General features: G+C 48.7%; 32 protein-coding genes. 10 read left to right on the forward strand and 22 right to left on the reverse strand.

The genetic code is table 11. From position 1 onward, the window contains the following. Window positions 1-3: 3 nt before the first annotated feature. Genes sctR through sctU form a run of 4 tightly spaced genes read left to right on the forward strand, consistent with a single transcriptional unit; the run spans window position 4 to window position 2,831 of the window. On the forward strand, window positions 4-669 hold the full coding sequence (sctR, locus tag F3J36_RS02630; RefSeq protein ID WP_166718803.1) for a type III secretion system export apparatus subunit SctR: 666 nt from the start codon (window positions 4-6) through the stop codon (window positions 667-669). A 10-nt stretch (window positions 670-679) separates the two neighbouring features. Beyond that, window positions 680-943, forward strand: a complete 264-nt coding sequence (sctS, locus tag F3J36_RS02635) for a type III secretion system export apparatus subunit SctS (RefSeq protein ID WP_166718804.1) — start codon at window positions 680-682, stop codon at window positions 941-943. Beyond that, window positions 943-1,746: a type III secretion system export apparatus subunit SctT gene (gene sctT / locus F3J36_RS02640; protein ID WP_166718805.1), complete on the forward strand. Its 804-nt coding sequence runs from the start codon at window positions 943-945 to the stop codon at window positions 1,744-1,746. The genes sctS and sctT overlap by 1 nt, the downstream gene beginning before the upstream one ends. Continuing rightward, a complete protein-coding gene (gene sctU / locus F3J36_RS02645) occupies window positions 1,743-2,831 on the forward strand; it encodes a type III secretion system export apparatus subunit SctU (protein ID WP_166718806.1) in 1,089 nt (362 codons plus the stop codon). The genes sctT and sctU overlap by 4 nt, the downstream gene beginning before the upstream one ends. Window positions 2,832-2,840: 9 nt before the next feature. Here the strand turns inward: sctU and F3J36_RS02650 are convergent, their stop codons facing one another. Then, a complete protein-coding gene (locus tag F3J36_RS02650; RefSeq protein WP_166718807.1) occupies window positions 2,841-3,128 on the reverse strand; it encodes a hypothetical protein in 288 nt (95 codons plus the stop codon). A 98-nt stretch (window positions 3,129-3,226) separates the two neighbouring features. Here F3J36_RS02650 and F3J36_RS02655 point away from each other — a divergent pair, with 98 nt between their 5' ends. From F3J36_RS02655 to F3J36_RS02675, 5 genes are all read left to right on the forward strand, one after another. After that, window positions 3,227-3,502 carry an AbrB/MazE/SpoVT family DNA-binding domain-containing protein gene (locus F3J36_RS02655; protein WP_166718808.1) on the forward strand — a complete coding sequence of 92 codons (276 nt, stop codon included), beginning with the start codon at window positions 3,227-3,229 and terminating at the stop codon, window positions 3,500-3,502. After that, entirely contained in the window at window positions 3,496-3,864 is a 369-nt protein-coding gene (locus F3J36_RS02660; RefSeq protein WP_166718809.1) for a type II toxin-antitoxin system PemK/MazF family toxin, read from the forward strand. The genes F3J36_RS02655 and F3J36_RS02660 overlap by 7 nt, the downstream gene beginning before the upstream one ends. A gap of 31 nt (window positions 3,865-3,895) precedes the next feature. Next, window positions 3,896-4,279, forward strand: coding sequence for a HigA family addiction module antitoxin (locus F3J36_RS02665; RefSeq protein ID WP_166718810.1), 384 nt, complete (start codon window positions 3,896-3,898; stop codon window positions 4,277-4,279). A gap of 151 nt (window positions 4,280-4,430) precedes the next feature. Beyond that, entirely contained in the window at window positions 4,431-4,685 is a 255-nt protein-coding gene (locus F3J36_RS02670; RefSeq protein WP_166718811.1) for a type II toxin-antitoxin system Phd/YefM family antitoxin, read from the forward strand. Between the two features lie 10 nt (window positions 4,686-4,695). After that, the gene (locus tag F3J36_RS02675; RefSeq protein WP_166718812.1) at window positions 4,696-4,965 is read left to right on the forward strand and encodes a Txe/YoeB family addiction module toxin; all 270 of its coding nucleotides are present in this window, start codon (window positions 4,696-4,698) and stop codon (window positions 4,963-4,965) included. A gap of 53 nt (window positions 4,966-5,018) precedes the next feature. On the opposite strand, the gene F3J36_RS02680 is transcribed toward F3J36_RS02675, so the two are convergent. The 11 genes from F3J36_RS02680 to F3J36_RS02725 all read right to left on the reverse strand — a co-directional run bounded on the left by F3J36_RS02680 (window position 5,019) and on the right by F3J36_RS02725 (window position 13,695). Next, a complete protein-coding gene (locus F3J36_RS02680; RefSeq protein ID WP_166718813.1) occupies window positions 5,019-5,975 on the reverse strand; it encodes a hypothetical protein in 957 nt (318 codons plus the stop codon). A gap of 144 nt (window positions 5,976-6,119) precedes the next feature. Continuing rightward, complete coding sequence (gene hrpT, locus F3J36_RS24345; RefSeq protein ID WP_371741990.1) at window positions 6,120-6,302, reverse strand: HrpT family type III secretion system protein; 183 nt, start codon at window positions 6,300-6,302, stop codon at window positions 6,120-6,122. 2 nt (window positions 6,303-6,304) lie between these two features. Next, window positions 6,305-8,368: a type III secretion system outer membrane ring subunit SctC gene (gene sctC / locus F3J36_RS02685; RefSeq protein WP_166718814.1), complete on the reverse strand. Its 2,064-nt coding sequence runs from the start codon at window positions 8,366-8,368 to the stop codon at window positions 6,305-6,307. A 43-nt stretch (window positions 8,369-8,411) separates the two neighbouring features. Further along, window positions 8,412-8,639: a type III secretion protein HrpF gene (locus F3J36_RS02690; RefSeq protein WP_166718815.1), complete on the reverse strand. Its 228-nt coding sequence runs from the start codon at window positions 8,637-8,639 to the stop codon at window positions 8,412-8,414. A gap of 9 nt (window positions 8,640-8,648) precedes the next feature. Beyond that, window positions 8,649-9,269 carry an HrpE/YscL family type III secretion apparatus protein gene (locus F3J36_RS02695; protein ID WP_166718816.1) on the reverse strand — a complete coding sequence of 207 codons (621 nt, stop codon included), beginning with the start codon at window positions 9,267-9,269 and terminating at the stop codon, window positions 8,649-8,651. Continuing rightward, complete coding sequence (locus F3J36_RS02700; RefSeq protein WP_166718817.1) at window positions 9,266-9,820, reverse strand: hypothetical protein; 555 nt, start codon at window positions 9,818-9,820, stop codon at window positions 9,266-9,268. Before F3J36_RS02700 ends, F3J36_RS02695 begins: the two co-directional genes overlap by 4 nt. Further along, on the reverse strand, window positions 9,813-10,577 hold the full coding sequence (gene sctJ / locus F3J36_RS02705) for a type III secretion system inner membrane ring lipoprotein SctJ (protein WP_166718818.1): 765 nt from the start codon (window positions 10,575-10,577) through the stop codon (window positions 9,813-9,815). Before sctJ ends, F3J36_RS02700 begins: the two co-directional genes overlap by 8 nt. 4 nt (window positions 10,578-10,581) lie before the next feature. Beyond that, on the reverse strand, window positions 10,582-10,938 hold the full coding sequence (locus F3J36_RS02710; protein ID WP_166718819.1) for an EscI/YscI/HrpB family type III secretion system inner rod protein: 357 nt from the start codon (window positions 10,936-10,938) through the stop codon (window positions 10,582-10,584). A gap of 41 nt (window positions 10,939-10,979) precedes the next feature. Continuing rightward, complete coding sequence (locus tag F3J36_RS02715; protein ID WP_166718820.1) at window positions 10,980-11,189, reverse strand: hypothetical protein; 210 nt, start codon at window positions 11,187-11,189, stop codon at window positions 10,980-10,982. 95 nt (window positions 11,190-11,284) lie between these two features. Next, window positions 11,285-12,214, reverse strand: a complete 930-nt coding sequence (locus F3J36_RS02720) for a sigma 54-interacting transcriptional regulator (RefSeq protein ID WP_371741991.1) — start codon at window positions 12,212-12,214, stop codon at window positions 11,285-11,287. A gap of 518 nt (window positions 12,215-12,732) precedes the next feature. Continuing rightward, the gene (locus tag F3J36_RS02725; protein WP_166718821.1) at window positions 12,733-13,695 is read right to left on the reverse strand and encodes a lytic transglycosylase domain-containing protein; all 963 of its coding nucleotides are present in this window, start codon (window positions 13,693-13,695) and stop codon (window positions 12,733-12,735) included. Between the two features lie 151 nt (window positions 13,696-13,846). Between F3J36_RS02725 and F3J36_RS02730 the strand changes: the two genes are divergently transcribed. Next, on the forward strand, window positions 13,847-14,323 hold the full coding sequence (locus F3J36_RS02730) for a lytic transglycosylase domain-containing protein (RefSeq protein WP_166718822.1): 477 nt from the start codon (window positions 13,847-13,849) through the stop codon (window positions 14,321-14,323). On the opposite strand, the gene F3J36_RS02735 is transcribed toward F3J36_RS02730, so the two are convergent. The 10 genes from F3J36_RS02735 to F3J36_RS02780 all read right to left on the reverse strand — a co-directional run bounded on the left by F3J36_RS02735 (window position 14,320) and on the right by F3J36_RS02780 (window position 25,044). Beyond that, complete coding sequence (locus tag F3J36_RS02735; protein WP_166718823.1) at window positions 14,320-19,152, reverse strand: AvrE-family type 3 secretion system effector; 4,833 nt, start codon at window positions 19,150-19,152, stop codon at window positions 14,320-14,322. The two genes, F3J36_RS02730 and F3J36_RS02735, sit on opposite strands and share 4 nt — an antisense overlap. Window positions 19,153-19,310: 158 nt before the next feature. Next, entirely contained in the window at window positions 19,311-19,586 is a 276-nt protein-coding gene (locus tag F3J36_RS02740; RefSeq protein WP_166718824.1) for a DNA-binding transcriptional regulator, read from the reverse strand. Between the two features lie 15 nt (window positions 19,587-19,601). Then, entirely contained in the window at window positions 19,602-19,925 is a 324-nt protein-coding gene (locus tag F3J36_RS02745; RefSeq protein WP_166718825.1) for a hypothetical protein, read from the reverse strand. Then, the gene (locus tag F3J36_RS02750) at window positions 19,901-20,248 is read right to left on the reverse strand and encodes a hypothetical protein (protein WP_166718826.1); all 348 of its coding nucleotides are present in this window, start codon (window positions 20,246-20,248) and stop codon (window positions 19,901-19,903) included. Before F3J36_RS02750 ends, F3J36_RS02745 begins: the two co-directional genes overlap by 25 nt. 120 nt (window positions 20,249-20,368) lie before the next feature. After that, window positions 20,369-20,605, reverse strand: a complete 237-nt coding sequence (locus F3J36_RS02755; protein WP_166718827.1) for an excisionase — start codon at window positions 20,603-20,605, stop codon at window positions 20,369-20,371. 203 nt (window positions 20,606-20,808) lie between these two features. Further along, on the reverse strand, window positions 20,809-21,474 hold the full coding sequence (locus F3J36_RS02760; RefSeq protein ID WP_166718828.1) for an isochorismatase family protein: 666 nt from the start codon (window positions 21,472-21,474) through the stop codon (window positions 20,809-20,811). 549 nt (window positions 21,475-22,023) lie between these two features. Then, the gene (locus F3J36_RS02765; RefSeq protein ID WP_166718829.1) at window positions 22,024-22,929 is read right to left on the reverse strand and encodes a LysR family transcriptional regulator; all 906 of its coding nucleotides are present in this window, start codon (window positions 22,927-22,929) and stop codon (window positions 22,024-22,026) included. A gap of 134 nt (window positions 22,930-23,063) precedes the next feature. Then, window positions 23,064-23,921: a RecT family recombinase gene (locus F3J36_RS02770; RefSeq protein ID WP_166718830.1), complete on the reverse strand. Its 858-nt coding sequence runs from the start codon at window positions 23,919-23,921 to the stop codon at window positions 23,064-23,066. After that, window positions 23,918-24,736, reverse strand: a complete 819-nt coding sequence (locus F3J36_RS02775) for a PD-(D/E)XK nuclease-like domain-containing protein (RefSeq protein WP_166718831.1) — start codon at window positions 24,734-24,736, stop codon at window positions 23,918-23,920. The genes F3J36_RS02770 and F3J36_RS02775 overlap by 4 nt, the downstream gene beginning before the upstream one ends. Next, entirely contained in the window at window positions 24,736-25,044 is a 309-nt protein-coding gene (locus F3J36_RS02780; RefSeq protein WP_166718832.1) for a hypothetical protein, read from the reverse strand. Before F3J36_RS02780 ends, F3J36_RS02775 begins: the two co-directional genes overlap by 1 nt. Window positions 25,045-25,193: the final 149 nt, after the last annotated feature.

A 25,193-nucleotide genomic window follows, 5' to 3' on the forward strand; every position in this document is an offset into this window, starting at 1 on the left:
CTGATGCCGGAAAATATCAGCTCGTTTAATCCGCTGGCACTGGCGATATTGCTCGGGGCAATATCGCTGATCCCGTTGTTACTCATGATTACCACCTGCTTTCTGAAAGTCTCAACGGTGATGATGCTCACCCGTAATGCCATCGGCGTTCAACAGGTGCCGCCGAACATGGCACTCTATGGGATTGCCCTTGCGGCCACGCTCTTTGTAATGGCTCCGGTTCTCGATGGAATGCAGACGCGTTTTAAAGAGAAACCGCTCGATACCACCAGCACCGAAAAACTCGAAGCCTCGCTGAATTATGGCATCGAACCGCTGACGCATTTCATGACGCGCAATACCGATCCTGATGTCTTAACACACCTCACCGAAAACGCCCAGAAGATGTGGCCAAAGGATTTAGCCGCTGACGTGGTGACGCATCAGGACAATCTCCTGTTACTCATTCCGGCCTTTGTGCTCTCAGAGCTGCAAAGCGCGTTTAAGATAGCATTCCTGATATTCATTCCCTTCCTGGTGGTGGATCTGGTGGTCTCAAACGTCTTGCTGGCGCTAGGAATGCAAATGGTTTCACCGATGACGATTTCCTTACCCCTGAAAATTCTGTTGTTTGTGATGGTTTCCGGCTGGACGCGTTTACTCGACGGCTTATTTTACAGTTACCAGTAAGGAGAGTGAAATGGATGTCATGTATCTGTTCAAACAATCCATGATTCTTGTCGTGATGTTATCCGCGCCCCCGCTGGTGGTCGCGGTGGTGGTCGGGGTGATTGTGTCATTGCTTCAGTCGGTGATGCAGTTGCAGGATCAGACCTTGCCCTTTGCGATTAAGTTGCTCGCGGTGGGAGGGACGCTTGCCATGTCAGGACGCTGGGTCGGGGTCGAGCTGCTTAACCTGACCGAAACCGCTTTTAACATGATGGCCACTGCCGGGAAAGTCTGATGTTCACTGATATCATCGGCACGTTATTTCAGGGCATGATCGCCGTTGCCTTAGGCATCGCGCGGATCATGCCTTGTTTGCTTCTCTGTCCTATCTTTTCCTTTTCCACACTCAGAGGCATGGTGAGAAATGGCATAGTCGTTTCTCTCGCCTTGTTCGTTGAGCCTGTCATTCAGCCTTCGATTTCCGGGCTTTTGCTCACTCCGTGGGCAATTGTCGGACTTGCACTCAAGGAAATCATTCTCGGGTTGTTGCTCGGGTATCTGCTTGCGCTGCCGTTCTGGTTGTTCAACTCGGTCGGGTCACTTTTTGATTCCCAGCGCGGCGCACTGAATGCCGGAGAGCTGAACCCGGCGCTGGGGCCAGACGCCACGCCGCTCGGGGATATCCTGCTTCGATGGTCGATGGTGTTTCTGGTGATGACCTTTGGTCTGTCGCTTGTCACTCAGGTTATCTGGGATTCTTATCGCCTCTGGCCTGTAAACCAGCTCTTACCAGGATTCACAGAAGAGGGCTTTAAACAATTACTCGATCAGGTCTCAGGCTTTTTTACCGATACCGTGCTTTATGCCGGCCCACTCGTTTTAATGTTGTTGCTGATCGAATTCGCGGTCGGAATCATCAGCATTTATTCGCCTCAGCTTCAGGCAAACGTGCTATCGGTTCCGCTGAAATGTCTTGTCGGTATGTTGTTTTTTATTGTGTATCTGCCGATTCTGGAACACATGGCCGGAGTCCGCTTCTCAGCCCTGCGTGACCTGATACCTCACTTACATGATCTACTCACAAAGGAACCCTCATGAGTGGTGAAAAAACAGAACAGGCAACGGATCATAAGCTTTCTGAAAACCGCAAGAAAGGTCAGGTCAGCCAGAGCCAGGACGTTTCAAAGTTACTGGTGATGCTGGGTGTGATGGAAGTGGTGTTTGCCATGCTCGATGACACCATTGAAAAGCTCAAAGCGCTGATGGTATTGCCGACGCTGCGCCTTAACGTGCCGTTCGAACAGGCGGTGAATGATGTAGCGGGTCAGGCGTTCTTAATCGGTTCGGTGTTAACGCTTTTGACCGCTGGCACCGTGATTATTGTTCGTCCGCTGGCTGGATGGATTCAGATCGGGCCATTGTTTGCGCCAGAGGCGGCGGCACCGAAATTCGATGCGCTTAATCCGCTGCCGAAAATCAAACAAATGTTCGCGGTCAAACAATGGTTGCAAATCTTCATCAGCATTTTTAAAGCCGTAGTGTTAAGCGGCGTGTTTATGCTTTTGCTGCGATCCCATCTTCAGGAAATAACTGAACTCTCAAGCGGCAATCTGGAAGGGTTCATGAAAGCGGGTGTCGAGCTATTAAAAATCATGACTCATACCTCAATCGGCGTTTTGCTGGTGTTCAGTGTTGCTGACTTTGCCATTCAGAAATATTTCTATCTCAAACAGAATCGCATGAGTCATGAGGACATCAAGCAGGAGTACAAACAGCTTGAGGGAGACCCTCACGCGAAGAGTCATCGCAAACAGGTTTCACATGAAATTCTGAACGGACCGGTGCGGCGAATCGCCGCGAAACGCGTTGAGGAGGCTGATGTGGTCATGGTCAACCCGACACATTTCGCGGTGGGTCTGTTTTATAACCCGGATGAAACCGCCTTACCGAAAGTGTTATTCAAGGCTCAGGATGACGAGGCGAAAGAGGTGATTGCGATGGCTCATGCCGCGAATAAACCTGTGGTGCGTTACATCTGGCTCACCCGAAACCTATACCGAACGACAGAGGAGGGAGAGTTCATCCCGCGCGAAACCATCAAATCGGTCGCGGCGATTTACCGTTTGATCCGTTCTATCGAAGAGCTTCAGCCAGGAATGTCGATTGAGTTTCAGGAAGATTAAAATATCAACTCATTTTTTACCGCCTTTAATTAATTTTAGCTTGGGTTTTTTAGGTTTCTTTGGAGGTTTTGGATCGGCAAAACAGATTTCATGATAATCAACTTCTTCTCCCGTATCTTTATAAACAAAATTAACATTAGCTCTCCTCTCTTTGCTCCAAAAATTAAAATAAATAGTGCATCCTTTAATAATAAATTCATCAGGATTTTCTCGATAATAACTAATGCTATTTAATGTGGCTTTAAATGCCTGAGCTAATCTTTCAGGAGTTAATGTGCCTTTGACTTTAATTTTCAAGTTCGTCATTTCCTTTATTTTAAAAATCTAATGGCAGGGCTTGATGTTATCATTGGTTGTGCTACAATTGTTCTACTTTCACTAGGGGAGTAAACACAATGCAGACAATCAAACTGAGACAGCAAGGCGGCGCGATCATCTTTACGATACCCAGCCACACTGTGAAACGATATGGTTTAAGTGTGGGCGATTCGATCGCTCTTGAGGAGCATGATTTGAGTTTTGAGGTGCGTTCTTTGAAATCGAAACACATTCCGCGCGGATCATTCACTGTCTCTGAGCTTTTAAAAACCATTGATCAGGACGAGATTGAACACTTAAATGCATCCGTTAAAGGATTTGGCGAAGATAAGGTGGGCAACGAGGCATGGTAACAAGGAAGTCACCCGCTCGCGGTCAAATCTGGCATGTTGATCCAAACCCAGTCTTCGGGCATGAATTGAAAGACCCTCATTATTTTATTGTCATCACTGATGGTGATTTAAATCGAGCGCTAAAGGTCGCGATGTGTTGTCCGATATCAACGGGCGCTCAATCCGCTCGTTCATTCGGTGTTACAGTTAACGTTCTTCCTCACGATACTGATAATGGAAACCTTCGCGGTGTTGTGTTATGTCATCAACTCAAAGCTATTGATTTGATTTCAAGAGGAGCAACTTATTATACTCAAGCTGATGAAGCGCTTGTGAATGAAGTCATTTCTAAGATTATCAATATTATTGATCCACAAATTTAATTTTCATATTTTTAGATTTCAGAGGTTTTTCATGCGTTCATATGAAAGAATACATCCAGGGAAAATTGTTTCGACGCTTCTTTATGAGCGACGGATAACGTTAACTCAGTTTTCTGAATGGATAAAAGTTGATCCAGGAAAAATCAGCAATTTTTTTGCAGGTAATGTAAATGTCACTCCTGAATTTGCAGAAAAGATTTCTGAAGCGCTGGGAAGTAATGCACAGTTCTGGATGATGCTTCAGGAGCGTTTCGACAACAGGAAAGCTGAGGAACAAAAAATGAAAGAGGCAAAGGGAATTCCTTTTACTTTTGCTTTCTTCACTCGAAAGGATACTCCTGAAATGTATCAATTAACCGATGAAGATCTTGAATGGGATCGTATGAAACCCAGAGGAAGAGAAGTCCTTGACTGACACAAAAGGTTAAACATCATTAAGGAAGGCGAAAGCCTTCCTTTTTTTATTCCGCTCAGTTTGATCCTACTCTTCCACTTTCGCTGATTGTACCTCCCAGACGCGCCCTCTATAGTTTGAGACGAATCACTAGACTAGAGGAGAATTACAAATGCAATTTATTAATTATTCAACAGCACGGCAAAATTTCACTGCAATTATGGATAAGGTTTATGATGATTCAGAGCCGGTTTTTATCAATCGAAAGAACGGTAAGGTGGTTGTTATCATGAGCCTTGCCGAATTCAATTCCCTTAACGAAACCTTTCACATCATGAAAAGTCCGGTGATGCATTCGCGATTACTTAAATCAATAGAAGAGGACAAGAAAGATAATCTTTGTGTTCACGAACTTATTGACGTTTAGGTGATATTTAATGAATAAAATTATTCAGTTTTCTGCGAATGCCTGGGAGGATTATCTTTACTGGCAGGAGCTGGACAAGACCATGTTATCCAAAATTAACATGATGATAAAACAGATTGACACCTCTCCATTTGAGGGGATAGGTAGACCAGAACGCTTAACACTCAATTACCCTGAGTATTGGTCACGGCGTATCGAGGGGGATCATCGTCTGATTTATACCTGTGAGGATAATCAGATCAAAGTGATGGCCTGTCGATATCATTATCGAAGCGAATAAAAAAAGGGAAGGCAAATGCCTTCCCTCGCTTTTGTTATCCACAATATGAAACGTTAAACCGTCATCAGCTGCTGACGTTGATTCTGAGCGATGGCCGCATTGGTCTGACCTGCATCGGCATTCATCATCGCACACGAAACATTGCCATGAGGATGATTGTCACCGACGTTACCGCCCTCAAGATGGGTAATCAGATCCTGACGGGCAATGTTCACCAGCGCGATTGAGTTACCGGAAAGCTTATCCTGATTGGCCAGCGCATCCTTCCAGGAGGTGTCTTTCCCGTCAGTGGTTTCAGGCTTGCTGTAAACGTTGGTGTGCTGATCCATATACTGACCGATCAGTTCACGCGTTTCTTTATCGCCGCCGATGTTGCCAGCGCCGTTTGATGCCTGTACGGGGTTTGAGGTGGCAAGGTTTGACGTGGAATTATCGTCAGACGGAGCGGGATTCGGTGAGGCTAAACGACAATTGTTGATCGCACCTGATGCGAGGTTCACATTCAGGTTCTGGCCAATCGCATTACCGACCTGATTTGCGCTTTTTGCATCATTGCTCATGGTTGGGGTGGGCTGGCTGACCACCTCGCGGTTCTGAAGACCAGAGGTCAGGCCATCGGTCAGCGCGCCCGTAATCGCGGGGTTTGTGTTCGGGTTGAAAACCGAACCGTGCATGTTAATCCCCATCTTACGAAGCACTTCTTCCAGCACCGAATAAAGATGGGATTCAGGTACGGTCGCACCCATACTGGCACCGCCAGGTTCCGCACCTGTGAACACCGGGTTCGAGCTGGAATTGTTCCACATGCTCAAGCCCAGGTTCGCGGCATCCTGACCCGTACCAAAGGCGTTGGAGTTGTTGTCATCAAACAGATTGTTGCGTAACAGCGAACCGCTGAACATTTTCCCGACCATCTCGCCGGGATTTGTCAGACCACCATACACTCCTGTTTCATCCTGTTCGCGAGAAAGCATTTGATTGTTCATGCTCCAGCGCTGGTTATCGGCCATCGAGCGCGCCTGAGAAGGCGCAACGTCAGTCATACCGCCTAAATTTAATCGCATAGCGTGTTTCCTGTAATGTGAATGAACTAATGAATGTGACATCCTTCAACCTATTAAGTTAATTTCTCTCTGAATTGGTTCCCCTTTATATTATCGAACGGGCATTTTCGAATAACTCTGATCGGATTCGCGCATTGACTGTGGCCACCAGATAACAAGATGGTGATTATCTGACTGCGGACGACAGGAAACATCGTCACAGGTCGATTTGGTTTTAGAGGCGCATCCTGATAACACCATGACCGTTATCATGAGGGTTATAAGCTTTGACATTCTCACTCCTGATAGCGGATCACATTTGAATTTGAGGTCAGTAGAGACTGACGCGAACGACGGCTTTCACCTCGGGAACGGAAGGCGACGTAAATTTCAGATTGCTGACCCGGCGCAATCGTCGAACCCGGCCAGACCGCTGCGGCCAACACATCGTCATCTGCACAGCTTGACTCATCAAAACGAATCGGTTGAGTAGTAATGTTCTTCATCACGCCGACACTCAGCTGAACGGTTTTGTTGTTAAACCATTGGGTGCGAGAATTGTCGACCATGAGTCCAGAGGGGAGAGTACAGAGCTGATTGATCGCGACACCCTCACCACCGGATTCAAAGCCTTCCGGCACTTTATTTTCAGCCAAATCACGAAGCGCGTTCTCGATGTTGCCGCGCATCGCGGAATATTCCTGGCGGTTCTGAATGCCTCTTAAGTCGCTCGCCAGCTGCTGACGGTCACGCGCTGAAATATAACGTGTCGGGTCAACCTGATCGCCTATCAGGTGAGGCGTGATGATAAAGAGCCGTTCGCGTTGATTGGTTTCATGACGGGTATAAGAGAAGAGGTGGCCGATATAAGGGATGTCACCTAAGACAGGGATCCGATGACTCATGTCGCCCGTTTCCCGCGAATGAATGCCACCCATTACCAGCGACCCGTTTTCCTGTACAAGCGCCTGCGTCGATATCGTGACTTTCTGATCGCCAGTCGCTTTGTTGTCATCGTCGCGGTCAACTTTCCCATCCTCGATATTGACATCAAGCTGAACGGTTTGATGTTGTCCTGTTCCAATCGCACGCGGCATCACCTGTAAGCTGGTTCCGGCGGTGACTGGCTCAATCTCAGCCACGCGCTCACCGACCTCAGAAATAAACGCCGTGTCACTTAAATCAATCACAGCGGGCTGGTTCTCAAGGGTGAGAATCGAGGGATTCGCCACGATGGAGGCATTGCCCGAACCCTCAAGCGCCTGAATCTGGCTGAAGAACCGCGAATAATCGGTCACGAATAACGAGCTTGCACCCCGAAAGAGGGTTGACCCGGCGGTGATGTTCCCGAATGTGCCGCGAAGGTTTGCGCCAAGTTCATTCATCGATTTCCGGTCGACATCCACAATCATCGCATCGATTTCAACCAGCTTCTGAGGGATGTCAATCTGGGAAACCAGAGACTGATATTCATCGCGTTTGCTCGGGTCATCGCGAATTAACAACGCATTGTTTCGCACGTCTGCGGAGACGTAAGGATGAAGTTCATCCGGGTTATCATCGTCATCAGATTTGGGGCCGGAGGTTTGTGAGTTGACGAGGTCGTTTAGAATCGAATCAGACTGATCCCGAATCTGTTGTTCCATCCGTCCCTTCATACCGCCTGTTGCATCGGAATTTTGCTGAACCCCTGATGCACTCTTCCCGGTTTTCTGTCCTAACAATTCAGCGAGAATGGTCGCGACACCCGGAACCAAAATTGTTTTATCGCGATACTGAATATTGCGGTCAGCCACAGAGGCATATTTCAGGGGAAACACCATCATCTGTTTGCTCGTTTTCTTGTCCTTGTCCTTCGCGCTGAAATCCTGAATCAGTCGGACATACTCTGGAGGGCCGGTCACGATCACAACGCCGTCATCAGGCAGTTCACCGAAGCCGAATTTCGATTCCAGCAAACCGACATCCGTTAAGGCCTGTTTTAAATCAGGCGCGGCATCGGCTGACACTTTGATCCGTCGCGAGATTTGATCGGACTGGCGACTGATATACAGCGTGTCGTTATAGACGAACCATTGAAAGCGATATTGCAGACCTAGCCGATTCAGGAAATCAGAAGGGGAATCCGCGCGAAGCCTCCCGTCGACATTGACATCAAAATCCACAGGGATGTTAAGACTGACACTGTGACTGGTGGCGAAATCCTGTAAGACAGTTTTCAGCGGTGTATTTTGCGCGGCATACGCATAGGCACCCTCCGACCAGCTATGCGGAGTTTGGGCAAAAGCCTGGAAAGTGATTGCTGTGGTAGTCAGGGCAAATAAAGCCGAACGAATTAAGCGCGTTGAACGATTTAACACTGTTATCCCTTAACGCGGTAAAGTTTCCCTTACCGCATATTGTTCAGCTGATAGAATCGATGATGGATTTGCTCAGGTTATGCTTGAGCGTTTGAAGCTGGTTATCTGCGAGGTTCGCGGTGGCCTCTTTCCTCAACGCGTTTTTAAACATGAATAAATCCTGCATGGTGGGGGATTGACCCTCCATGTTTTTCGCCATATCCGAAACCGAATGGTTCGATTTCGACAGCTGGTGATCGAGGCGTTTTTGAATATCAAGCATGTTCGACATCTTCACTCCTTACATTAATCGCGAGACCAAATGTTTCTGAAAACCTGCCCAGGTCAGTGACAGTTCACCTTTGTCGGTGGCAAGAATAAGTTCATCATGCGAAAGCTTGTCATCTGGATTGAGTGCCCACATGGCTAGATGATATTTCGACATCCATTCAGCCAGCTCTTCAGCATGATCGGGATGATGATAAAGCGTCGCCTCGGTGCGGGTATTCGCGCTGCGCTGAATCTGACGAAACACCGCGTGAAGTTTGTCTTCATCCGGGAGCTGATCGAGCATGGCCATAAAGACTTTTTCGACCAGGCCTTTTGCCCTTTCGGTGATTTCATCGCTATCTCGTTCACGTTCCTGATACCATTCGGCAAACAAACCCTCGGATTTATCGAGGAAGTTCTGTTCCATTTCCTCAAGGATTTGCGCGAGACGTTTCTGATGTTCCTCGGTGGCTTTTTTTTTCATTTCTATGATGTCTTTTTCGGTTTGTTCAATCAGCTGCTGACAATGCGCCTCAGTGATTTCCATCAGAGACGCGGCGGCGCTGTCCTCTTCCATCATCTGACGGGTGATCAGCACACCCTCAATCGGGTCGGGTTCAAATTCGAGCGTCACGACGGGCAGACGGATCATTTTCTTTCCATTCTCCACAATGCTGCATCAAAGAGGGCGCGCGCACGGTTGAGCGATCCGGCTGAAATGATTAAACCCCGTTCCTCACATTCGAGCACCTCCTCACGATTGAACCGAAGGCGTAATCGTTGCCAGACCGGATCGACAAACATTTTTTGTGTGAGGGAATAGAGATAAGCCGGACGACGATAATCAATGCCTGTCGGTAAGAAGGTTTCCGGTCGAATGCCTTTGATAATCCGTTCGCACCAGCGCTGATCCTGAATCGACAGATGGGTGTACTGATGATTACAGAGCGAGGAAACCAGTTTTAACATCGCCTTTTCCCTTACAGGAGAGAGATCGATATATTTCAGGGTTCGCGTATCTGGCGCGATCACTTTCGCGACCGGAATCTGACACAGCGCTCTTACCGCTGAAGGGGAATCCTGATAAAGGCGCATCTGTTCGCGCTCACTCAGATCGAACCAGGGCAGACTCTCCCAGCTTTCATGAATGTCGGTGACGAACCCTGAGCGCCACCAGTTCAGCCAGTCGATTTCATCAATCATTTGTCACCGCCAGATCCGTTCCGCTTTGCTTTCGTTTCTTAATCTGCTTCCAGACCGCCGCCCCGATGCCGCCTAACAACGCCATGATCAGCACCACCAGCAAGAGAACCTTAACGCTGTTAAAGGTGGTTTCACGCATATGAATCGGTCCGACAGACACCATGTTGATATGGTCGTGATAAGCGACAGCCGGGAAAAACACGATTGAAATCGCATCATCGGATTTACCGGACAGGCCGGGAATGCTCGCCGCGATCAGCTGGTGGATGCGGGGTCGTATCGCATCGGGATCGAGTTCTGAGGTGTACTTAATAAAAACCGAAGCGCTGGCAGGCTGAACAGGTTCACCCGGTGCCACGCGTTCAGGCAAGACGACAGAGACACGCGCGAGCACCACGCCGTCAATCTGGGAAAGCGTCGATTCCAGCTCCTGCGAAAGGGCATAGATATAGCGAGCGCGTTCCTCAAGCGGACTGGATATAATCCCATTCTTTTGAAACATTTCGCCCAGGTTGGTTCGGGCTTTATGCGGCAGGCCTGCGGCGTTCAGGATACGAACAGATCGATCGATGTCAGACTGATTCACGAGTAAGGTGACACCCGTTTTATCGATTTGCTTATCGGCGGTGATGTCGTAATGTCCCAGCTCGGAAATAATATCGTTCGCATCGGATTCGGAAAGGTCGCTATTCAGCGGCACCTTCGCATCACATCCAAGCAAGAGCAGGATGGAGACGGCGAGCAAAATACGTTTCATGCAGTCACTGTAAATTGGTGATCTTGTCGAGGCTTTGCACAGCCTTCGAAACAATCTTTGTGTTCATCATGCTTTCAAGATAATAGTTTGAGAGCTGACCCTCAGCCTTGTTCATGGCCAGCGGATCGGTACTCTGTGTGGCACGGCGAAGGGTGGTGTCGAGTTGATTTTTCTCGTTGTTCACCTGGTCAAACATCTCGCTGGCCTTATGCAGAATGCCACCATTGGACGCAACATCGGCAGGTTCGTTATCCAGCGAATTAGCGAACAGGCTCGCATCCGACATCGTCGGTTGAGAAGGCGTCAGGGAAATGTCATTTTGATCGGCAAACAACGAAGAGGGATCTTGTGTGATTTTCATATGACCTCGATAAAGGAAGCCCCGAAGGGCTTCCTTACGCGCTAGAACTGGATTTTGTCGGATGCCTGAGAACTGATCATGGTGGTGATCGAGTTCTGATAGCCGGAAACATAGGCATCTTTCACGTCACGTTCTGACTTGTCTAAGGTGTTTTGCATAGACTTCGCTTCGATGGTGTCCATCTGCGCCTGGAACTGGTCAGCATTTTGGTTCGCTGCGCCAGTTGAAACGCCAGTTGATGATACAGGCATAATCAATCTCCTTAAATTTATGAAATGAATATCGAAATATTCATTTATTAAGTTGCCAGAACCGATTTTCAGTTCCAGCGGGGGTTGAAAATATTTTATTTCGCCAGTGAATTCAGGGATTTGAGCTTGTTATAGAGCGTTCTTGCCGGGATCCCCAGCTCGTTCGCCGCATCCATCACCTGATTATCATGGCGCGTCAGACAATCCTCAATTAAACAGGACTCGATTCGGGCCATTCTGTCCTTCAGCGTCCAGCTGATTGACGCGGGTCGTGTGTTCTCCAGCACCTGCATCCCCAGGACAAAGCGCATCGCGGCGGCTTTGAGTTCCCGCATGTTGCCAGGCCATCGATGCATCAATAACGATTCGGTGAGGCACTGATTGAGCGCGGGTAAGGGTGTGTTGTAGCGAATCGCGGCCTCTGCTGCGAAATGCCGGAAATGGGGGATGATGGTTTCCACCTTTTCCCGTAAGCTCGGGAGGGTGATTTTGACGGTCGACAAGCGGAAATAGAGATCGGAACGAAACTCGCCTTTCTCCACCAGCTCATTTAACGGGCGTTGTGCAGCCGCAATCACCCTGAGATTGACAGGATGGGTTTCGGTGTTGCCCAGGCGCATCACGGATCGGGTTTCGAGGACGCGTAAAAACTTTGCCTGAAGCTGTAAGGACATCGAGTCGATTTCATCGAGAAACAACATCCCGTCATGGCTCGATTCGATATGACCGATGCGCGGTTTCATCATCGCCCCGGTATAGGCACCAGGCACCGTGCCAAAGAGTTCAGCCTCCGCCAGTGCGTCAGGTATCGCGGCGCAATTGATGCCGATGAATGGACCGGTCACGTCGCTCATTTCATAAAGCGTTCTCGCGAACGTATCCTTCCCCGTCCCGGTTTCGCCCTCGATCACAAAATCGATATCCAGAGTTGACAGACGTTGAAGCCAGCCCTGATTCTCTTCTGTGAACATTTCTGTTTGTCGTCCCTGAGCTGTGTTTATGGTTATCTCTGAATGGGTATCCACGCGCTCACTCCACAAAACGAAAAACTGAAAGATAATCTCCAGGAGATCACGTTATCAAAAAGAATACAACGATTTCTTTCAGAAGTTTTACCGATGAATAAGGTCACGCTATCACGGCAAATAACATTTGAAGATAGGAAAGCGGCGTGATTTTAGAAAAGGGAATAATGTAAAGAATATTCAGTAACAGGTCAGACAAGCATTTGATTATTTTAATCATCTTATCAATGCATTTTAAATCAATGTTTTAAAGTTCAGGGTTAACAATCACTTAACATCAATTTGCATTTTGATAAGTTTGAATACTCACGGATAGATTTACACCTTTTACGTCTTGTTTAATATTACGGTTTAATGAAACGAATCACCCTTCTATTATTAAGGTTATTCATTCATAAACGCAAGAATATTGCGCGTGCATCTTCGCAAGAATAAGCGCAAGACTCAATGATATATCGCTCAGATTGAGAAGCGAAATATTCAGGCGTAAAAAAGGCGATCCGAAGATCGCCTGAATCTTACTTGAATTTGGCGGCGTATTTGTTCACCTCATTCACATAATTCGGATCGCCGATAGTCACATTCGACAGATTGTTTTTATCGACCTGGTCATCGCCGGAATTGTATGAGCGAAGGGCGGCGTCATAGGTGCCGAATTTCTGTTTGCCATGCTGCAACAGAAGCGCGGTACACATGATCTGATTGCTCGGATCATTCATATTGCTTCCCAGCTTATCAGGATGTTCAGCCCTGACCGCTGCATACGTATCCGGGTTAATCTGGTTCATGCCGGAATCGGTTTTCCCGTTTCCGGGGTTCGTCGATGTCGCGTTCACATCGCCGCCAGATTCCTGCATGGTGACAGCGACAAGCAGTTTCGCCGGAACGCCAGTTTCTTTCGACGCGGCCTGATAATCAGAGCCGTATTTGTCGACCAGCTTTTTCAAATCGGGATCGTCAGTATTGAGCGAGGTATCACCTGTGGTCATTTTCGGTGAAGCGGTTGAGCTGGCATCGGTGCCGCTGGCAGACGGTGTGGCCAGACGAACATTCGAAATATCCTGTGGGCCTGGCGCGCTTAATCCGGTGTTGCCTGCCATCAGCTGAGGCTGTGACGCAATGGCAGACGAGGGAGGCGGTGGCGCGCCCTGATCGGTATTCCCGGCGACCATTTTCAACAGGTTTTGCAGTTTCTGAAGGAATTCCTGAAGCATTTGTTCAATCGTTCCAATCAGACCTCCCGACAGATTCTGGTTCTGAAGCGGTTGTTGGGGCTGAAGGCCACCTTTCGAGCCAGGAGGCTGAAGCTGTGGGTTCATGCTTACCGGATTCTGTGGCGTCATGCCGCCGTCATAGACCGGACCGGATCCGGGCTGACGAGGCGGTTCAGGGGTGTTAAAAGGCTGGTTTGCGCCGCCATATTCCGGTTCAGGTTGTGGCGTATTCGGGTAAGCGCCATTGGTATCAGTTACGTTCATCATGATTCCTTATAAGGTTTCGACTCAAGCCTGAAAAAAGTTCTGGCTTTTTTTAGGTGAGATTTTCCTGAGTCTGGTTCCCTGATTCAGGTCGAGGGGAACTGAATTCCCGTTTTTTTTACTCAGGAAATAACGCAAATACAGAGAAACAAAAGTGCAAGTGAATTTTTTAAGAAAGACAATCGCTTGTCTTTTTTTGGTTTCCGGTGCGGCTCATGCCGATCCGTTCAATGAGGTGGCCAGTCGATTTCATCTTGACCCATTATTGCTGAAAGCCATCGCCGCGAAAGAATCCAAAAATGAAAACAGCGCTGTCAACACCAACACCAATCAGACCGAAGATGTGTGCATGATGGGCATCAATTCGAGCCATTACGCTCAGCTCAGACGATTTGGCATTACCCGCACACGCTTACTCTCGGAGCCAAAAGTCTGCATCGCGACGGGTGCCTATATCCTCAATAATTTTTTTGAGCATTATGGGCGCTCATGGGATTCGCTCGGTATGTATAACACTGGTCCGAATCCCAAACTCAAATCCCTTCGCGCGAGCTATGCCGCCTCGGTACGTGAGATTTATCTGAGGCTCACAAAGGAAAGCGGCACTGAGCCACATCCCTTCAGTGATTAAACAGGCGTTCTCAGCACAAATCCGGCCTCTTTGGCGGCATCAAGCGCGGCATTAAAGCCGTTGTCGCGCGTTAACATGCGCCCTTTGATGGTATAGGAGGCGGGATACTGGTCATTATTATCGGAATAGGCAAATTGAATCGACCCCAGTTGTTCAGTAATCGATACCGTCGCGGAATTCGACCCGCCCAGCATGAAATTCGGTGACGCGTACCCGTCGGTTTTCTTGACGGTATGAGAAAAGTTGAGTGATTTGATCCGAAGATTCTGACGGTCTTTGAGCATGTCAGATATCTGATCCTGAGTCAGCGTCTTTGCCGCCCACTGGTGTTCAAGTTGCTCGCGCACGTCCTGGTTAAACTCAAACGTCAGCGTGGCGATGGCCCGCGGGTTTTCGCGAATGGCATCAATAAACGATTTCAGCTGGTGGTCGTTTTCCATCATCTCCTTTAATCGGTCGGAATGAACGCCCTGATGCGTAAAGTTGGTGAGGGAGGCCAGATACTGGCATAACGTTTTATGTTCGAGCTGATTGGCATTCTTAAAGCTTGACTGATATTCCGCTCTCGTAATGAGTTGAGATTTTTCCTCATAGGCTTTCTGATTTCTCACCAGAGACTGAAGGGCGAGGAGCGCGGTTTTCTGACCGTGTCCTGTCAACTCATGATGGCGGCTCGGTATGCTGCTTTCATACCAGCTGGAAAAATGCCTGTCGAGGATGGTTAGTCGTTCATCAGGGGATAAGGCATTCTCCTTTTTGCGATTGACCTGGGCGAGCAATTGCGACGAGGCATTATCTGTGAAAAACCGATCGAGACGGTTCACGATGGTATCAATCTGACGCGAGGTGATTTCAGGTGCGTCATTCAGATCGATTTTAAGTTTGTGTTCGGTGCGATTATCAATGGAAACACTCATATCCGCACTGGGCGAAACATACGCGGTTAAGTTTTCCTTGCTGCCATTAGAAAACCAGCGAGGCCCGAAGGGCGCGGAAAGACCCGCATTAATCGCCGCGCGATCGGCGAAGGAAAAGGAATTGTCGCTTTGTGCCGAACTCTCTCCGACACTGGTCACGCTGCGTGAACGTTCACGGCGATAGTTGACCGCTGAGACATTCGCGGAACCCGCTACGCGAAAGCGACCGATTCCGGTTGTGGTCGGGACGTCATCTGACACAAAAGGAAGAGAGACATAGAGACTCGCGTTCACGTTAAGCGAAAGATTCACATCCTGCCTGTTTGTGTTCGTCACCTGCGGACTGGTGCCACGGTTCATGATCTCAATCGGGTTGAGGTCTCCGGCAATGAGCTGTTCGATAAAATTATTCAGCTCATGTTCAGCGATATCCAGCGACAAGGTTGAGGCGTTCGCATTCCTGGCGGTTAACGATGCGCCTCCTCCTAATAGCAACGTTTTCGACATCGGCAAATGATGGGATTCATCAAGGTAAACCGGATGCGCGGGGTCGAACTGCGAAAAGAGATTGTTCACAGCGGCCATGTTCAGGTTTGCGGTGTGCGCCATTGAACGACCGAAGGAGACGTTAAACCCTTTCTCGGTGCGCGTCAGGTTCATGCTATAACCCCGATCGGCTCGCGCGGCGGCACCCGCACCCACAAATAACGCCCGGGAAAAGTAAGAGGTCACTGAGGCGTTCACACCATACCCGCGCGAGAACGACACGCTTTCACCTGTCTCCATGCCGCGAAGCGTATCGAGTAAGTTTTGCTGAAGGGCTGCTTGATCAGATGCCTGCAATACAGAACGCGTGGTGATATTGACACCGTGGTTTTCTTTGCTGAAGGCTTTGACCATCTGGCGAATCGCGTCATAGCTTCCCTCAAGCGTGCCGTGATTCTCGAAGCCCTGATCAGTGGCGGCTTTAATCGGATTCTGATCCCATAAGCCATAGCGAAGCGCGGAAAGCTTTTCCCCGGTTTCCGCTAACCATTCTGGCTTTTCTTTTTCAAGTGTAAAGGATTTCTCGATATCATCCATCAACTCATGAAAATGGCGCATCACTAAGACATCATGAATAAGCCTTGATTTGACCAGCCCGATTTCATCATACGCATCCCGGTTTAATCCGGCAGGCACCGCCTCTTTTTGCTGATTTAAAATCACGTTTCGGTCAAAGAGCTGCGTCATGATTTGCACGGACTCATTATCCAGATCCAGCGGATAGGCGTTCATCATGTTTTTTAAATGCTCAGTGAGATTCGAGCTGCGAGAGCTGGCGATATTAAACAGACCCGATTTGGTGCGTTTCATTTTCGGTCTGATGGTGGAACGAAGATTGTTATCAAGCAGCCCGTAATGTTTCCCAATGAGCTTACTGTAATGCGTGGCACTCTGGGCGAGAATGTCTTTGAAATCCTGCAACTCACGAATCAGGTTGCGTTGTTCTGGGGTTTGCGCGTGTTGATAAAGGGCATGAATGCGTGAGTGCATTGTCTGGGAGGGTGAATCGGGATAGCGGTCTTGCAGGATCCGAATCTGCATCGCTAAATCGCCCTGCATATCATATAGCGGTTTTAAGCCCTCGCGACCATGAAAGGAGTGCTGTACGCCATAGGCGGCATTCTTAAGCGGTCGTGGCCATTCCATTGTCGGGCGAAAAATAAAGGCGTCCATCCGATCCCGAAAGTTTGTTTTCACTTTCCGCTGACGGTGAAGACCGCCGATCGTATAATTTGATTTGACGTTGACGACACCCATTCGGCGAACTTTGTCATCAGCCTTGAGTGTTTCAAAGCTGTTGGTTAAGACGTCTGGCGAATTCGGCGTCGAGGGTTCCTTTTCATCCTGAAGATAAGGGGTCCAGTTGCGACCGCTGCGGATCCATAAATCCCGGTTCCCATCCTCAAACGCAATCACGCCCGGTTTTACGGTGTGCAGGTCGATGAATTTGATATTTGCAATAAATTCATTGCGCGGCGGTGTGATCACCTGAAGCGGTTGCGTCTGGCCAGCGCGCCACTGCGATTCATTCAGGGATAAGACCTCGCCTTTACTGGATAACATCAGGAGCTGACGTTCAGCGGTCATTCCTAGACTCTGTATTTTGAGGTCTGGCTTGCCGCTCGTTTTGGCAAGCTGTGAAGCATTGACCGTTTTCGAACTGCCTGAGGTGCGAAACGTCAGATCACCATAACGATTGACTGTCACCACATTCGCCGCATCGAGGACGGCAAAATCAGTAATAAAATGGTCGTGGTCGAGTGAGGGAATTTGCTGATCGAGAGAAAGCGTTTTTTTTACCTGAGGCAGCGCGAACACCGCCCCTGATTCTGGCTGGCGCTGACTGAACTCACGCACTTTGAGTTTTTTGATGGCGTCATCTTTGAGTATCCACGGCGCGCCGTCGAGACCTGCGCGAAGACGGGTCATCTTCATGCGATCGGATTTTTCCTCGCTGGTCATTTCCCACTGACCCGTTTTCTCGTTAAGGAAATAAGGACGGTGGTCATATTCCGTGACCTTTCCAAAGCGATCGAGGTCGATAACGTTTTTCGGATTCGGCACAAACGGATCGAGGCCTTGCTGATGGTCAAGCGTCATCGCGTCGGTGATGTTCCAGGCGCTTTCAATGCTGACGTTGTGGCTGTCGATGTTGACGCCGATGAAATGTTTTTGCTCTAACTTGTCTTTGACTAAAAAATATATCCGGTCACGCGTGACGTTGCGGATATCCTCAAGCTTAAACCCCTCACCGATGGTCGATGAAATCGCCTCGTTGATTTTTTTTGCCCGAACGTTCATCGCGCCTGAATCAAAATGCAGCGTTGAATCATGAATGCTGGGCAAAGGGGCGCATTGAAGCGCACCGCGATAATCGATGGCGAAAATCGTCTTGTCAAAGATAGCGGTTTTCTGACAGCTGGCACCGTGTGGCAAATTCAACGAAAGGCGAGAGTTCGGATCGTTCACATCCTCATACCAGACCAGTTTTTGCACCTTATCATCATCGTTCCTGAGCTGGAGGAGTGCGTGACCTTCACGACTTACGGAAAAATGTTCAATCTTTTTATCGACGGTAATCCCAGGTGTCTTCTTTGTCTGCGCGCGGTCAGGGAAAAGATGCGGTGACATCGCCTCAGTGAGGGATTCTTTTTTCAAGGTTTCATGATTGACGGCCACCAGCTGGCGATCGTTATTCACGCTATAAACGTTGCCATCAGCCTGAGTGCTTAACAGCGAACGCCGATCGGTCTGAGAACGGTAAGGCTCCCAGGCTTTCGACGCCTCATTAAACCGGAACAACTGCTTCATATGCACCCGAAATCTTCCGGTTTCATCAGAGGTCGATTCCGTGAGGAATTCATTCAGCGCCTTTCCTGGCAAGGCAATTTTTTTACCGTCGACCATCGCGAAATCGTTAATCAGTTCCAGCTGATGCGATTGTGTCGGACGATTGCGGTTAAGCATGGAGGGTTTGGGCGGTGGGAGCCAGTCTTTTTTTTGCTGGCTGTGGGTGATACCAATGAACCCTTCATCCGTCATGGCCAGCGACATCAGGCGACCTTTGGTGTCGAGCAGAACATGACGGTTTCGGTCATCGCTGTAAGCCAGCGACTGATAACTGAGTGCCGGATGGCCGATGGTTTTTGACAGCAACGGCTCAAGGACCGGCGCACCTTCGGGCACCTGAACCGCGAGTTTCCCTTTCTTATTCAGCGACAGCTGACATTTCATGAAAGGAGAGGTCGGTAATTTTTCGGTAATGACTGAAAGCTTTGGAGCCTCCGCCTTGTTCGTGTTGTTATTATTATTTTGTTTCTGAACAGGTCGGGAAAGAAACTTATTCTTCAGATTTGAAATATTCATTCTTATACCCTGGTAATCAGAGATTTCCTAAGGTGAGTGAGGATAAGCGGAATTTTGTTCCACACTTTAGAATAAAATTATCAATATGGAGGGAACTTCAAAGGAAGGAAAATAAAAAGCAGACAAAAAAGGATTTTTCGTCTGCGTTGTTGTACGCATTACAGATCTTTTAATTCATCTGCGAGAGAGGGATGTCGTTCAAGTAAGCATAATAACTTACGTGATGGCCCAAGAGGTTTACGGGTGTTATTGATCCAGCCGTTCGCCAGCGACGGCGAAACGCCGATAATACTGGCGAGCTGTTCCGAATTGACGTTCAGTGACTGCCTCAGTCGACTGACGTCGGGGCGGGTGAACAGAGTGGAAACGCTGCATCGCTCGCGTTCAGGAAACAAGGTGGTCGGATCGCATTGTAATGCGGTTAGTGAGTGCATAACGATTTCTCCAGTTTAAAGGTGCAGGAAAACATCTTCCTTAATCGCCGCCACAATCAGTTCAAGACCGCCTCCGGTTTCAATGATGGTAAAACCATCGCTATGAATTGTGGTGGTTCCTTTAAATTGATAACTGTCCAGGTCATCAAGAACTGAGCGCTTCACATTTGCCTTTGTGGATTTCATGATGTAGATCTCAGAATTGTAATAATTTACTGACCCAGACAAAGAAAAGTTTGCATTCCATGCGGTTAATTCTCCTTGTGTTAACGACCCAGGGAGTCTGTCCATTAAACCCATCTTGTTTGTAATGATTAGTCGATAAATTCCGTCGAGCATGGTTCACCTGTTTTCGATGATAATTTGGTAAAGGAAATGTTCGCCTCCAGATCCTGATCCAGATCCTGTTCAAGGTAATACCCGCCGGTAATATCAATGAGCTTGCCGGAAAAGGTGTAGGCCTGGTATTCGTTCAGGATGGGAGACATTTCAGAGATGGTGTTTTTTGCGACGTTCAGTAAGAGGTAACGATGATGAAAAGAGCCGTAAAATGATAAGCTCAAACCTTGTCCTAACAATTGGTTTTCTTTTACGTAAATCTGGGCTGAAGTGCCGAATCCATTCGAGCTGACGATCGTAACAAGATAGTGACCTTCATCCATTTTTAGCGTCCTCTTTTGTTTTGACATTGAACAAATCATGCCATCAGGAAGCAAAAAGATGTCACTAAGTGAGCGATTAAAAGAAAGTTCTCAGCAATTCATGCTTTCCGTGAGAAAAAGTTATGCGCGTCTGTGTTGCCTGATCCTTTCGCGGAGGATCAACTTGTTGTTGTCTGAGGCAAATTGTTTCGGATTGGCAGGATTAATTTTAATCGCGGTTTCCTGAATCAGGTATTCGCGACCATCGAGAAAGGGCGGGGGGTAGAGCTTGCCCGACCTGACCCAGCGTAAAACGGTTTCAATCGAGCGAGGGCGAATCTGTCGCTGGTTCCACTCGCGCAAAGTAATAAAACGCATGATGTAAACTCCATGACAAAACGCGCCGAACGTCAGAGACGGGCGCTGGAAAGAGAGAGAGCGAGGAATCACGGAAAGGAAAAAACCCCGGCCATTGGGAGCCGGGGGAAAACCAGATAAACCCGTGTTGTATTATCGGTTTTATTTTTCCCCTGGTGAGGAATCGTTGTCAGAAAGAGGTGGCACTTAAAGAGGTATCGCGCTTATTCGATGCCGCGATTACCGTGAACCATGTCATACGCGTACTGAATACCGATGCCGAACGCGCCGGAATGCGCCTGAGAGATTTCCATCGTTGCCGGATAGGTCTCTTTACGCTCCCAGTCACGCTGAAGCTCAAGCAGGTAAGCGGTGGCCGTAATCGGACGCGCGCCAGATTGGATCATGCGGTGCATCGCCATTACATGCGCTTCATGGCTCATGTCGCCTGAGGCATCAGCCACGACATACACCTCGAAGCCTTGCTCAAGCAGACCCTGAACCGGGCCGTTCAGGCAAACGGATGTCCACAGACCCGCGATGACGATGCGGTTTTTGCCAGTCGCGTTAATCGCGTTCACAAAGTTCTGATCTTCAATCGCGTCAGAGGTTGTGCGGTTGATGTACGCTTTGGTGTCTGGGAAGACTTTAGACACCTCAGGGAACACCGGACCGGCAAAGTCGCTGCGGCTGATGGTCGAAACAATGGTCGGGATCTTGAACGCCTTTCCGGTTTCAGCAAGGATTGCTGTGTTAGAACGAAGAGAACCGATATCGATTGACTTCACATTGAAGGCCATCTGGGACTGATGATCCAGCAGAACTAATGCGTGGTTATGTGGATTGAGCAGGTTTTTTGGTTCAACCGCAACAGCTTTAATATCAGTCATGTAACATCCTTTCAATGAATATGTATTTATTAAGAGTGTCGTCTAAGAGTCTTTAACGGAGGTCATCTTGTCGACGAGAAAGACTATAAACAAATTCATTCAAAGGTGTACTTTCGATTTTGCAAAGCTGGAATATAAATCAATGAAAGCGATCCGCTCAGATTAATACGCCTGAACAAAATCAAAAGCGAATGGCCTATTCAAAAGCTGAACGGAAACAACGCGATAGATGTGTGAAATAGAAATGAAATAAAAGTGTAATAATTAGGAGGGGGAGCTGAACGACAGGCAAAAAAAAGCCGTGAATGGATAGAATCACGGCATGAAAGCTAACACGACACAACCTGTTATTATTATAACGAACGACCATAAGAGAACATCAACAGGACAGAACCTGTGTTGCGCACAGGGGTTCAATAAGAGCGTTTAAAAAGACGCCTGACGGTTCAGGCGTATAAGTGGCATATTTCAAACGTTGTTATTGTCATCAGGTTCCGCCCTGAGACTTCACATTAACGGATTAAAAAGGAAAAACGGATCAATCCAGGCCTATTCTTTAAAAATTTCATTCTGGTGTTCTGCGATGTATTGCGCACAGTGGTTGATGAACTCGCGCACTTTGGCCGATTTCCTGACCTCAGGGTGAGCCAGGAACCACAGCTCCTCCTGAATGTCACTGAACACCGGACTTAGGCGAACGAGGTCGTCATAGTGTCGGGAGTGCATCAGCGGTAACAGGCCGATCCCCATCCGATTATGAATAGCGTTAGCAATGCTCAGCACCGAATCCCCGCGAAACACAATCTTGTCAGAGGCGACGTTTGATTCGACCCATTTATGCGCCCGGAGACGCGAAAGGGAAGGGGTGAAGCCTAACCAGCGATTGTTCTTGAGCTGGTCAACGGTAAAGGTTGACCCTTCCCATTCATCGCGATGACCGAATATTGCCCATTTTGCGATCCCGACCTGACGTCCTGATAAATGATGCGGAACGTTGTTAGTTGCCCGGAACGCGATATCGGTTCCACCCGTTTCAAGGCTCACTTCCTCATTTCCCACAGACACAAAGAAGCTGATCTTCGGGTTCTGTAAAGAGAAAGAGGCAATCAGCGGATTGAGATAGTCTTGCAAGAGCGCGTCATTCGTCGTGATACGGATTTCCCCGATAAACCCGCGCACCTCCTCTGTGATGTTGCTGAGGGTGCATTTCATTTCCTCTTTCATCTTTGCCGCGAGCGTGATCAGCTCCTGTCCCGCTGCGGTAGGGAAATATTGTGTTCGCGTTCTCAGAAACAGCGTGAGTCCCAGCAAATCCTCCAGCGCTCCTAAGCGGCGAAAGAGGGTCGAATGGTTGATATCCAGAAACGCTGATGCCCTCGACAGGTTCCCATACTCACTGACAGCCAGAATGATTTTCATGTCATCCCACGAAAATCGGTTGAGTAACTTGTTCATGTTTTGGCCTCTAAAAATAGCTCCACCTGATAAATCGAACATCATGTTCCACAAAACGAACAAGAAAAATTCTCTATCTGGGCGGTTCTCAAAAAAAATGACCGCATTTGCGGTCACAGAATGGAAAATGGCGATCAGGTGAACGTTTTTCGACGATTTTCATACACCTCGGATGCGTCTTTCATCAGCTCAGGATCCTCCTTCACAAAAAGAATGCAGTAGGCATAACACTGATCGAGTTCATCGACGGTTTTCGTATTGCTCGCGGCGATCCGAAAGCGTTCGAGAATCTCCTCAGGTGATCGGGTTTCTTTCTCATGCGTCTCAGCCTGAACCGTCACCGTCTTACCGATCACCTGATTGAGTTCGGTGACGGTCTGAGGTGCAGGAACGGGAGTGACGTCGCGCTCAATGGGTTGAGTCATTTCATCAGGGGTGTAAACGCCCAGGATCACATCAGGCGTATAAAGACGCGCCCAGTATTTTACCGCCAGATAACCGAACTGTTGTTTGGGTGCCGTCGTCCAGAGTGGGGAGTTTCTGACCTTGATGAATTCAAGGTAAAGCCATTCACCCCAGGTCACCTCCTTATCGCCTGTGAGGACGGCACCGACCCGCACACACAGACCTTTTTCGGCGTTGTCGCTCTTATCCCCTGGGCGATATTTATCCCATTCACCGCCGTATTCATATTTAAACCGGGACTGGACAGCGTGAGAGCTTGTCACAACCGCGTTCACCAGCTGCGCCTCGTAACACAATCCTCCGTTCACGACGCTGGTCTTTTGCGCCACCGCATAAGGATTCATGTTCCATTGCACCGCCTGTAAGGCCACCGCGAGACAGTCAGCAGGTTTGCCCACCAGATGATTCGGGATCGTGACCCGACTCAGCGCCATCTGTTCCGCGAAAATCTGAAGCTTTTCAAGGCTGGTGGGATTGAAAATCGCTGAGCGGGTTTGAGACGGATCATGTTGCACAATATCATTCATAGATAGTCGTTCCTTTTATCCCATTCGGGGCGCGTGATTTCCTCGACGCCGCCGAACTCGTTTAACGCGCGCGCCCTGGCATAGGTCTGAAGGTCTTGACGGAAAAGATGGGTGCCAACCTCGACATCGTAAGCGGTCAGGGAATAGACACGCACTGGATACCGACCACAGTCAATCGTCTCGCTCACGGCAATGAACACAAACATCGGGTTCTCACCGTAAGACTGACGAAACCCTTCCCGATAAAATGCATCCTGTACGTGATAACGGAACTCCGCGACGTGTCTCGGAAAGCGACTCATGTCAGCGACCTTTTTCACGTCAATAATCAGTGGCATTCGGATCAGGAATTTATCGGGACGAATGCGGCACAGGAGCTGAGTCGCGTCATCGTTCCAGTACATCGAGGCCTCACAGTGGCCATCCTGTTCAAGCAGCCACCTCGCGGAGGGGTGCGCAAACGTGGAATCGCGCATGAGTGAAAGCTTTCGCCAGCTCTCAGCCGTCAATATCGTTTTCCCGCTCGCTTGTGTCTCTTCCCGAAACGCTTTTTCATCTGCCTTTCCGGCGTTGGTGCGGCGATTGAAATCCGGCAGACAGATAAACCGTTCGTCAAACTGATCCGGTTCGAGTAACGCACAATGAAGGGCGGTGCCCATATTGAGCGCATCCTTTTTCTCTTCATCCTCAGGTGCATCTTTTCGCCATTGATACACCGCCGGACTGAGGGCGATGTCATCGAGCTGAGATTTACTGATTCCCTCTCCCTGATGGTAATCCGCATTACTCAGGGAAAAATACACGCCAGGTTGCATCACGCCTCCTGAGGCCAGGAATTGACGTATCGGGCGATCGCAAACTCGCGGGTCACGCGAAACATCAGCAAATCCCAGAAACATTCAGAGACGTAAACCTGATAATCAACATCAGAGAGCGAAAGATATTCATCAACTAACGCGGTGAACTCGGTAGGGTGGTAAGCGGCAATGGCGTTATAAATCGGGATTTGGGATTTCAGGTTGTGCAGTCGTTCAACTTCGTTTCGGATTTCCTCCCAGTCTTCATTGGTAAAGTCGGTAATGAGATCGGTGATGCGTCGATTGTCGGAGATGGAAAGTCGCATGTAATGCCTTGTGATTGAAGCCAGTCGAGCATGTCTGAAATGAACTCGAAATCGGCAAGGCTCTCTGTTTGTGTTTGACTGGCGGGGCCACCAGCTTTTTTAGTACACACTCGGATCACCTTTCTCTTTCAAAAAGGCGATCAGGTTGT

It is taken from the genome of Pantoea sp. Cy-640, from assembly GCF_011752635.1.
GTDB classification, from domain to species: domain Bacteria; phylum Pseudomonadota; class Gammaproteobacteria; order Enterobacterales; family Enterobacteriaceae; genus Pantoea; species Pantoea dispersa.

What these genes read in the sequence shown, in the direction of transcription:
- F3J36_RS02695 (WP_166718816.1), bottom strand. Translation starts at nt 9,269, where the DNA reads ATGATCCGTCTGCCCGTCGTGACGCTCGAATTTGAACCCGACCCGATT.
- F3J36_RS02670 (WP_166718811.1), top strand. Translation starts at nt 4,431, where the DNA reads ATGCAATTTATTAATTATTCAACAGCACGGCAAAATTTCACTGCAATT.
- F3J36_RS02740 (WP_166718824.1), bottom strand. Translation starts at nt 19,586, where the DNA reads ATGCACTCACTAACCGCATTACAATGCGATCCGACCACCTTGTTTCCT.
- F3J36_RS02755 (WP_166718827.1), bottom strand. Translation starts at nt 20,605, where the DNA reads ATGCGTTTTATTACTTTGCGCGAGTGGAACCAGCGACAGATTCGCCCT.
- F3J36_RS02675 (WP_166718812.1), top strand. Translation starts at nt 4,696, where the DNA reads ATGAATAAAATTATTCAGTTTTCTGCGAATGCCTGGGAGGATTATCTT.
- F3J36_RS02700 (WP_166718817.1), bottom strand. Translation starts at nt 9,820, where the DNA reads ATGATTGATGAAATCGACTGGCTGAACTGGTGGCGCTCAGGGTTCGTC.
- F3J36_RS02690 (WP_166718815.1), bottom strand. Translation starts at nt 8,639, where the DNA reads ATGTCGAACATGCTTGATATTCAAAAACGCCTCGATCACCAGCTGTCG.
- F3J36_RS02660 (WP_166718809.1), top strand. Translation starts at nt 3,496, where the DNA reads ATGGTAACAAGGAAGTCACCCGCTCGCGGTCAAATCTGGCATGTTGAT.
- F3J36_RS02775 (WP_166718831.1), bottom strand. Translation starts at nt 24,736, where the DNA reads ATGCAACCTGGCGTGTATTTTTCCCTGAGTAATGCGGATTACCATCAG.
- F3J36_RS02735 (WP_166718823.1), bottom strand. Translation starts at nt 19,152, where the DNA reads ATGAATATTTCAAATCTGAAGAATAAGTTTCTTTCCCGACCTGTTCAG.
- F3J36_RS02710 (WP_166718819.1), bottom strand. Translation starts at nt 10,938, where the DNA reads ATGAAAATCACACAAGATCCCTCTTCGTTGTTTGCCGATCAAAATGAC.
- hrpT (WP_371741990.1), bottom strand. Translation starts at nt 6,302, where the DNA reads ATGTCAAAGCTTATAACCCTCATGATAACGGTCATGGTGTTATCAGGA.
- sctT (WP_166718805.1), top strand. Translation starts at nt 943, where the DNA reads ATGTTCACTGATATCATCGGCACGTTATTTCAGGGCATGATCGCCGTT.
- sctJ (WP_166718818.1), bottom strand. Translation starts at nt 10,577, where the DNA reads ATGAAACGTATTTTGCTCGCCGTCTCCATCCTGCTCTTGCTTGGATGT.
- F3J36_RS02780 (WP_166718832.1), bottom strand. Translation starts at nt 25,044, where the DNA reads ATGCGACTTTCCATCTCCGACAATCGACGCATCACCGATCTCATTACC.
- F3J36_RS02715 (WP_166718820.1), bottom strand. Translation starts at nt 11,189, where the DNA reads ATGCCTGTATCATCAACTGGCGTTTCAACTGGCGCAGCGAACCAAAAT.
- sctS (WP_166718804.1), top strand. Translation starts at nt 680, where the DNA reads ATGGATGTCATGTATCTGTTCAAACAATCCATGATTCTTGTCGTGATG.
- F3J36_RS02765 (WP_166718829.1), bottom strand. Translation starts at nt 22,929, where the DNA reads ATGAACAAGTTACTCAACCGATTTTCGTGGGATGACATGAAAATCATT.
- sctU (WP_166718806.1), top strand. Translation starts at nt 1,743, where the DNA reads ATGAGTGGTGAAAAAACAGAACAGGCAACGGATCATAAGCTTTCTGAA.
- F3J36_RS02745 (WP_166718825.1), bottom strand. Translation starts at nt 19,925, where the DNA reads ATGCTCGACGGAATTTATCGACTAATCATTACAAACAAGATGGGTTTA.
- F3J36_RS02725 (WP_166718821.1), bottom strand. Translation starts at nt 13,695, where the DNA reads ATGATGAACGTAACTGATACCAATGGCGCTTACCCGAATACGCCACAA.
- sctR (WP_166718803.1), top strand. Translation starts at nt 4, where the DNA reads ATGCCGGAAAATATCAGCTCGTTTAATCCGCTGGCACTGGCGATATTG.
- F3J36_RS02680 (WP_166718813.1), bottom strand. Translation starts at nt 5,975, where the DNA reads ATGGCCGATAACCAGCGCTGGAGCATGAACAATCAAATGCTTTCTCGC.
- F3J36_RS02665 (WP_166718810.1), top strand. Translation starts at nt 3,896, where the DNA reads ATGCGTTCATATGAAAGAATACATCCAGGGAAAATTGTTTCGACGCTT.
- F3J36_RS02760 (WP_166718828.1), bottom strand. Translation starts at nt 21,474, where the DNA reads ATGACTGATATTAAAGCTGTTGCGGTTGAACCAAAAAACCTGCTCAAT.
- F3J36_RS02770 (WP_166718830.1), bottom strand. Translation starts at nt 23,921, where the DNA reads ATGAATGATATTGTGCAACATGATCCGTCTCAAACCCGCTCAGCGATT.
- F3J36_RS02655 (WP_166718808.1), top strand. Translation starts at nt 3,227, where the DNA reads ATGCAGACAATCAAACTGAGACAGCAAGGCGGCGCGATCATCTTTACG.
- F3J36_RS02750 (WP_166718826.1), bottom strand. Translation starts at nt 20,248, where the DNA reads ATGGATGAAGGTCACTATCTTGTTACGATCGTCAGCTCGAATGGATTC.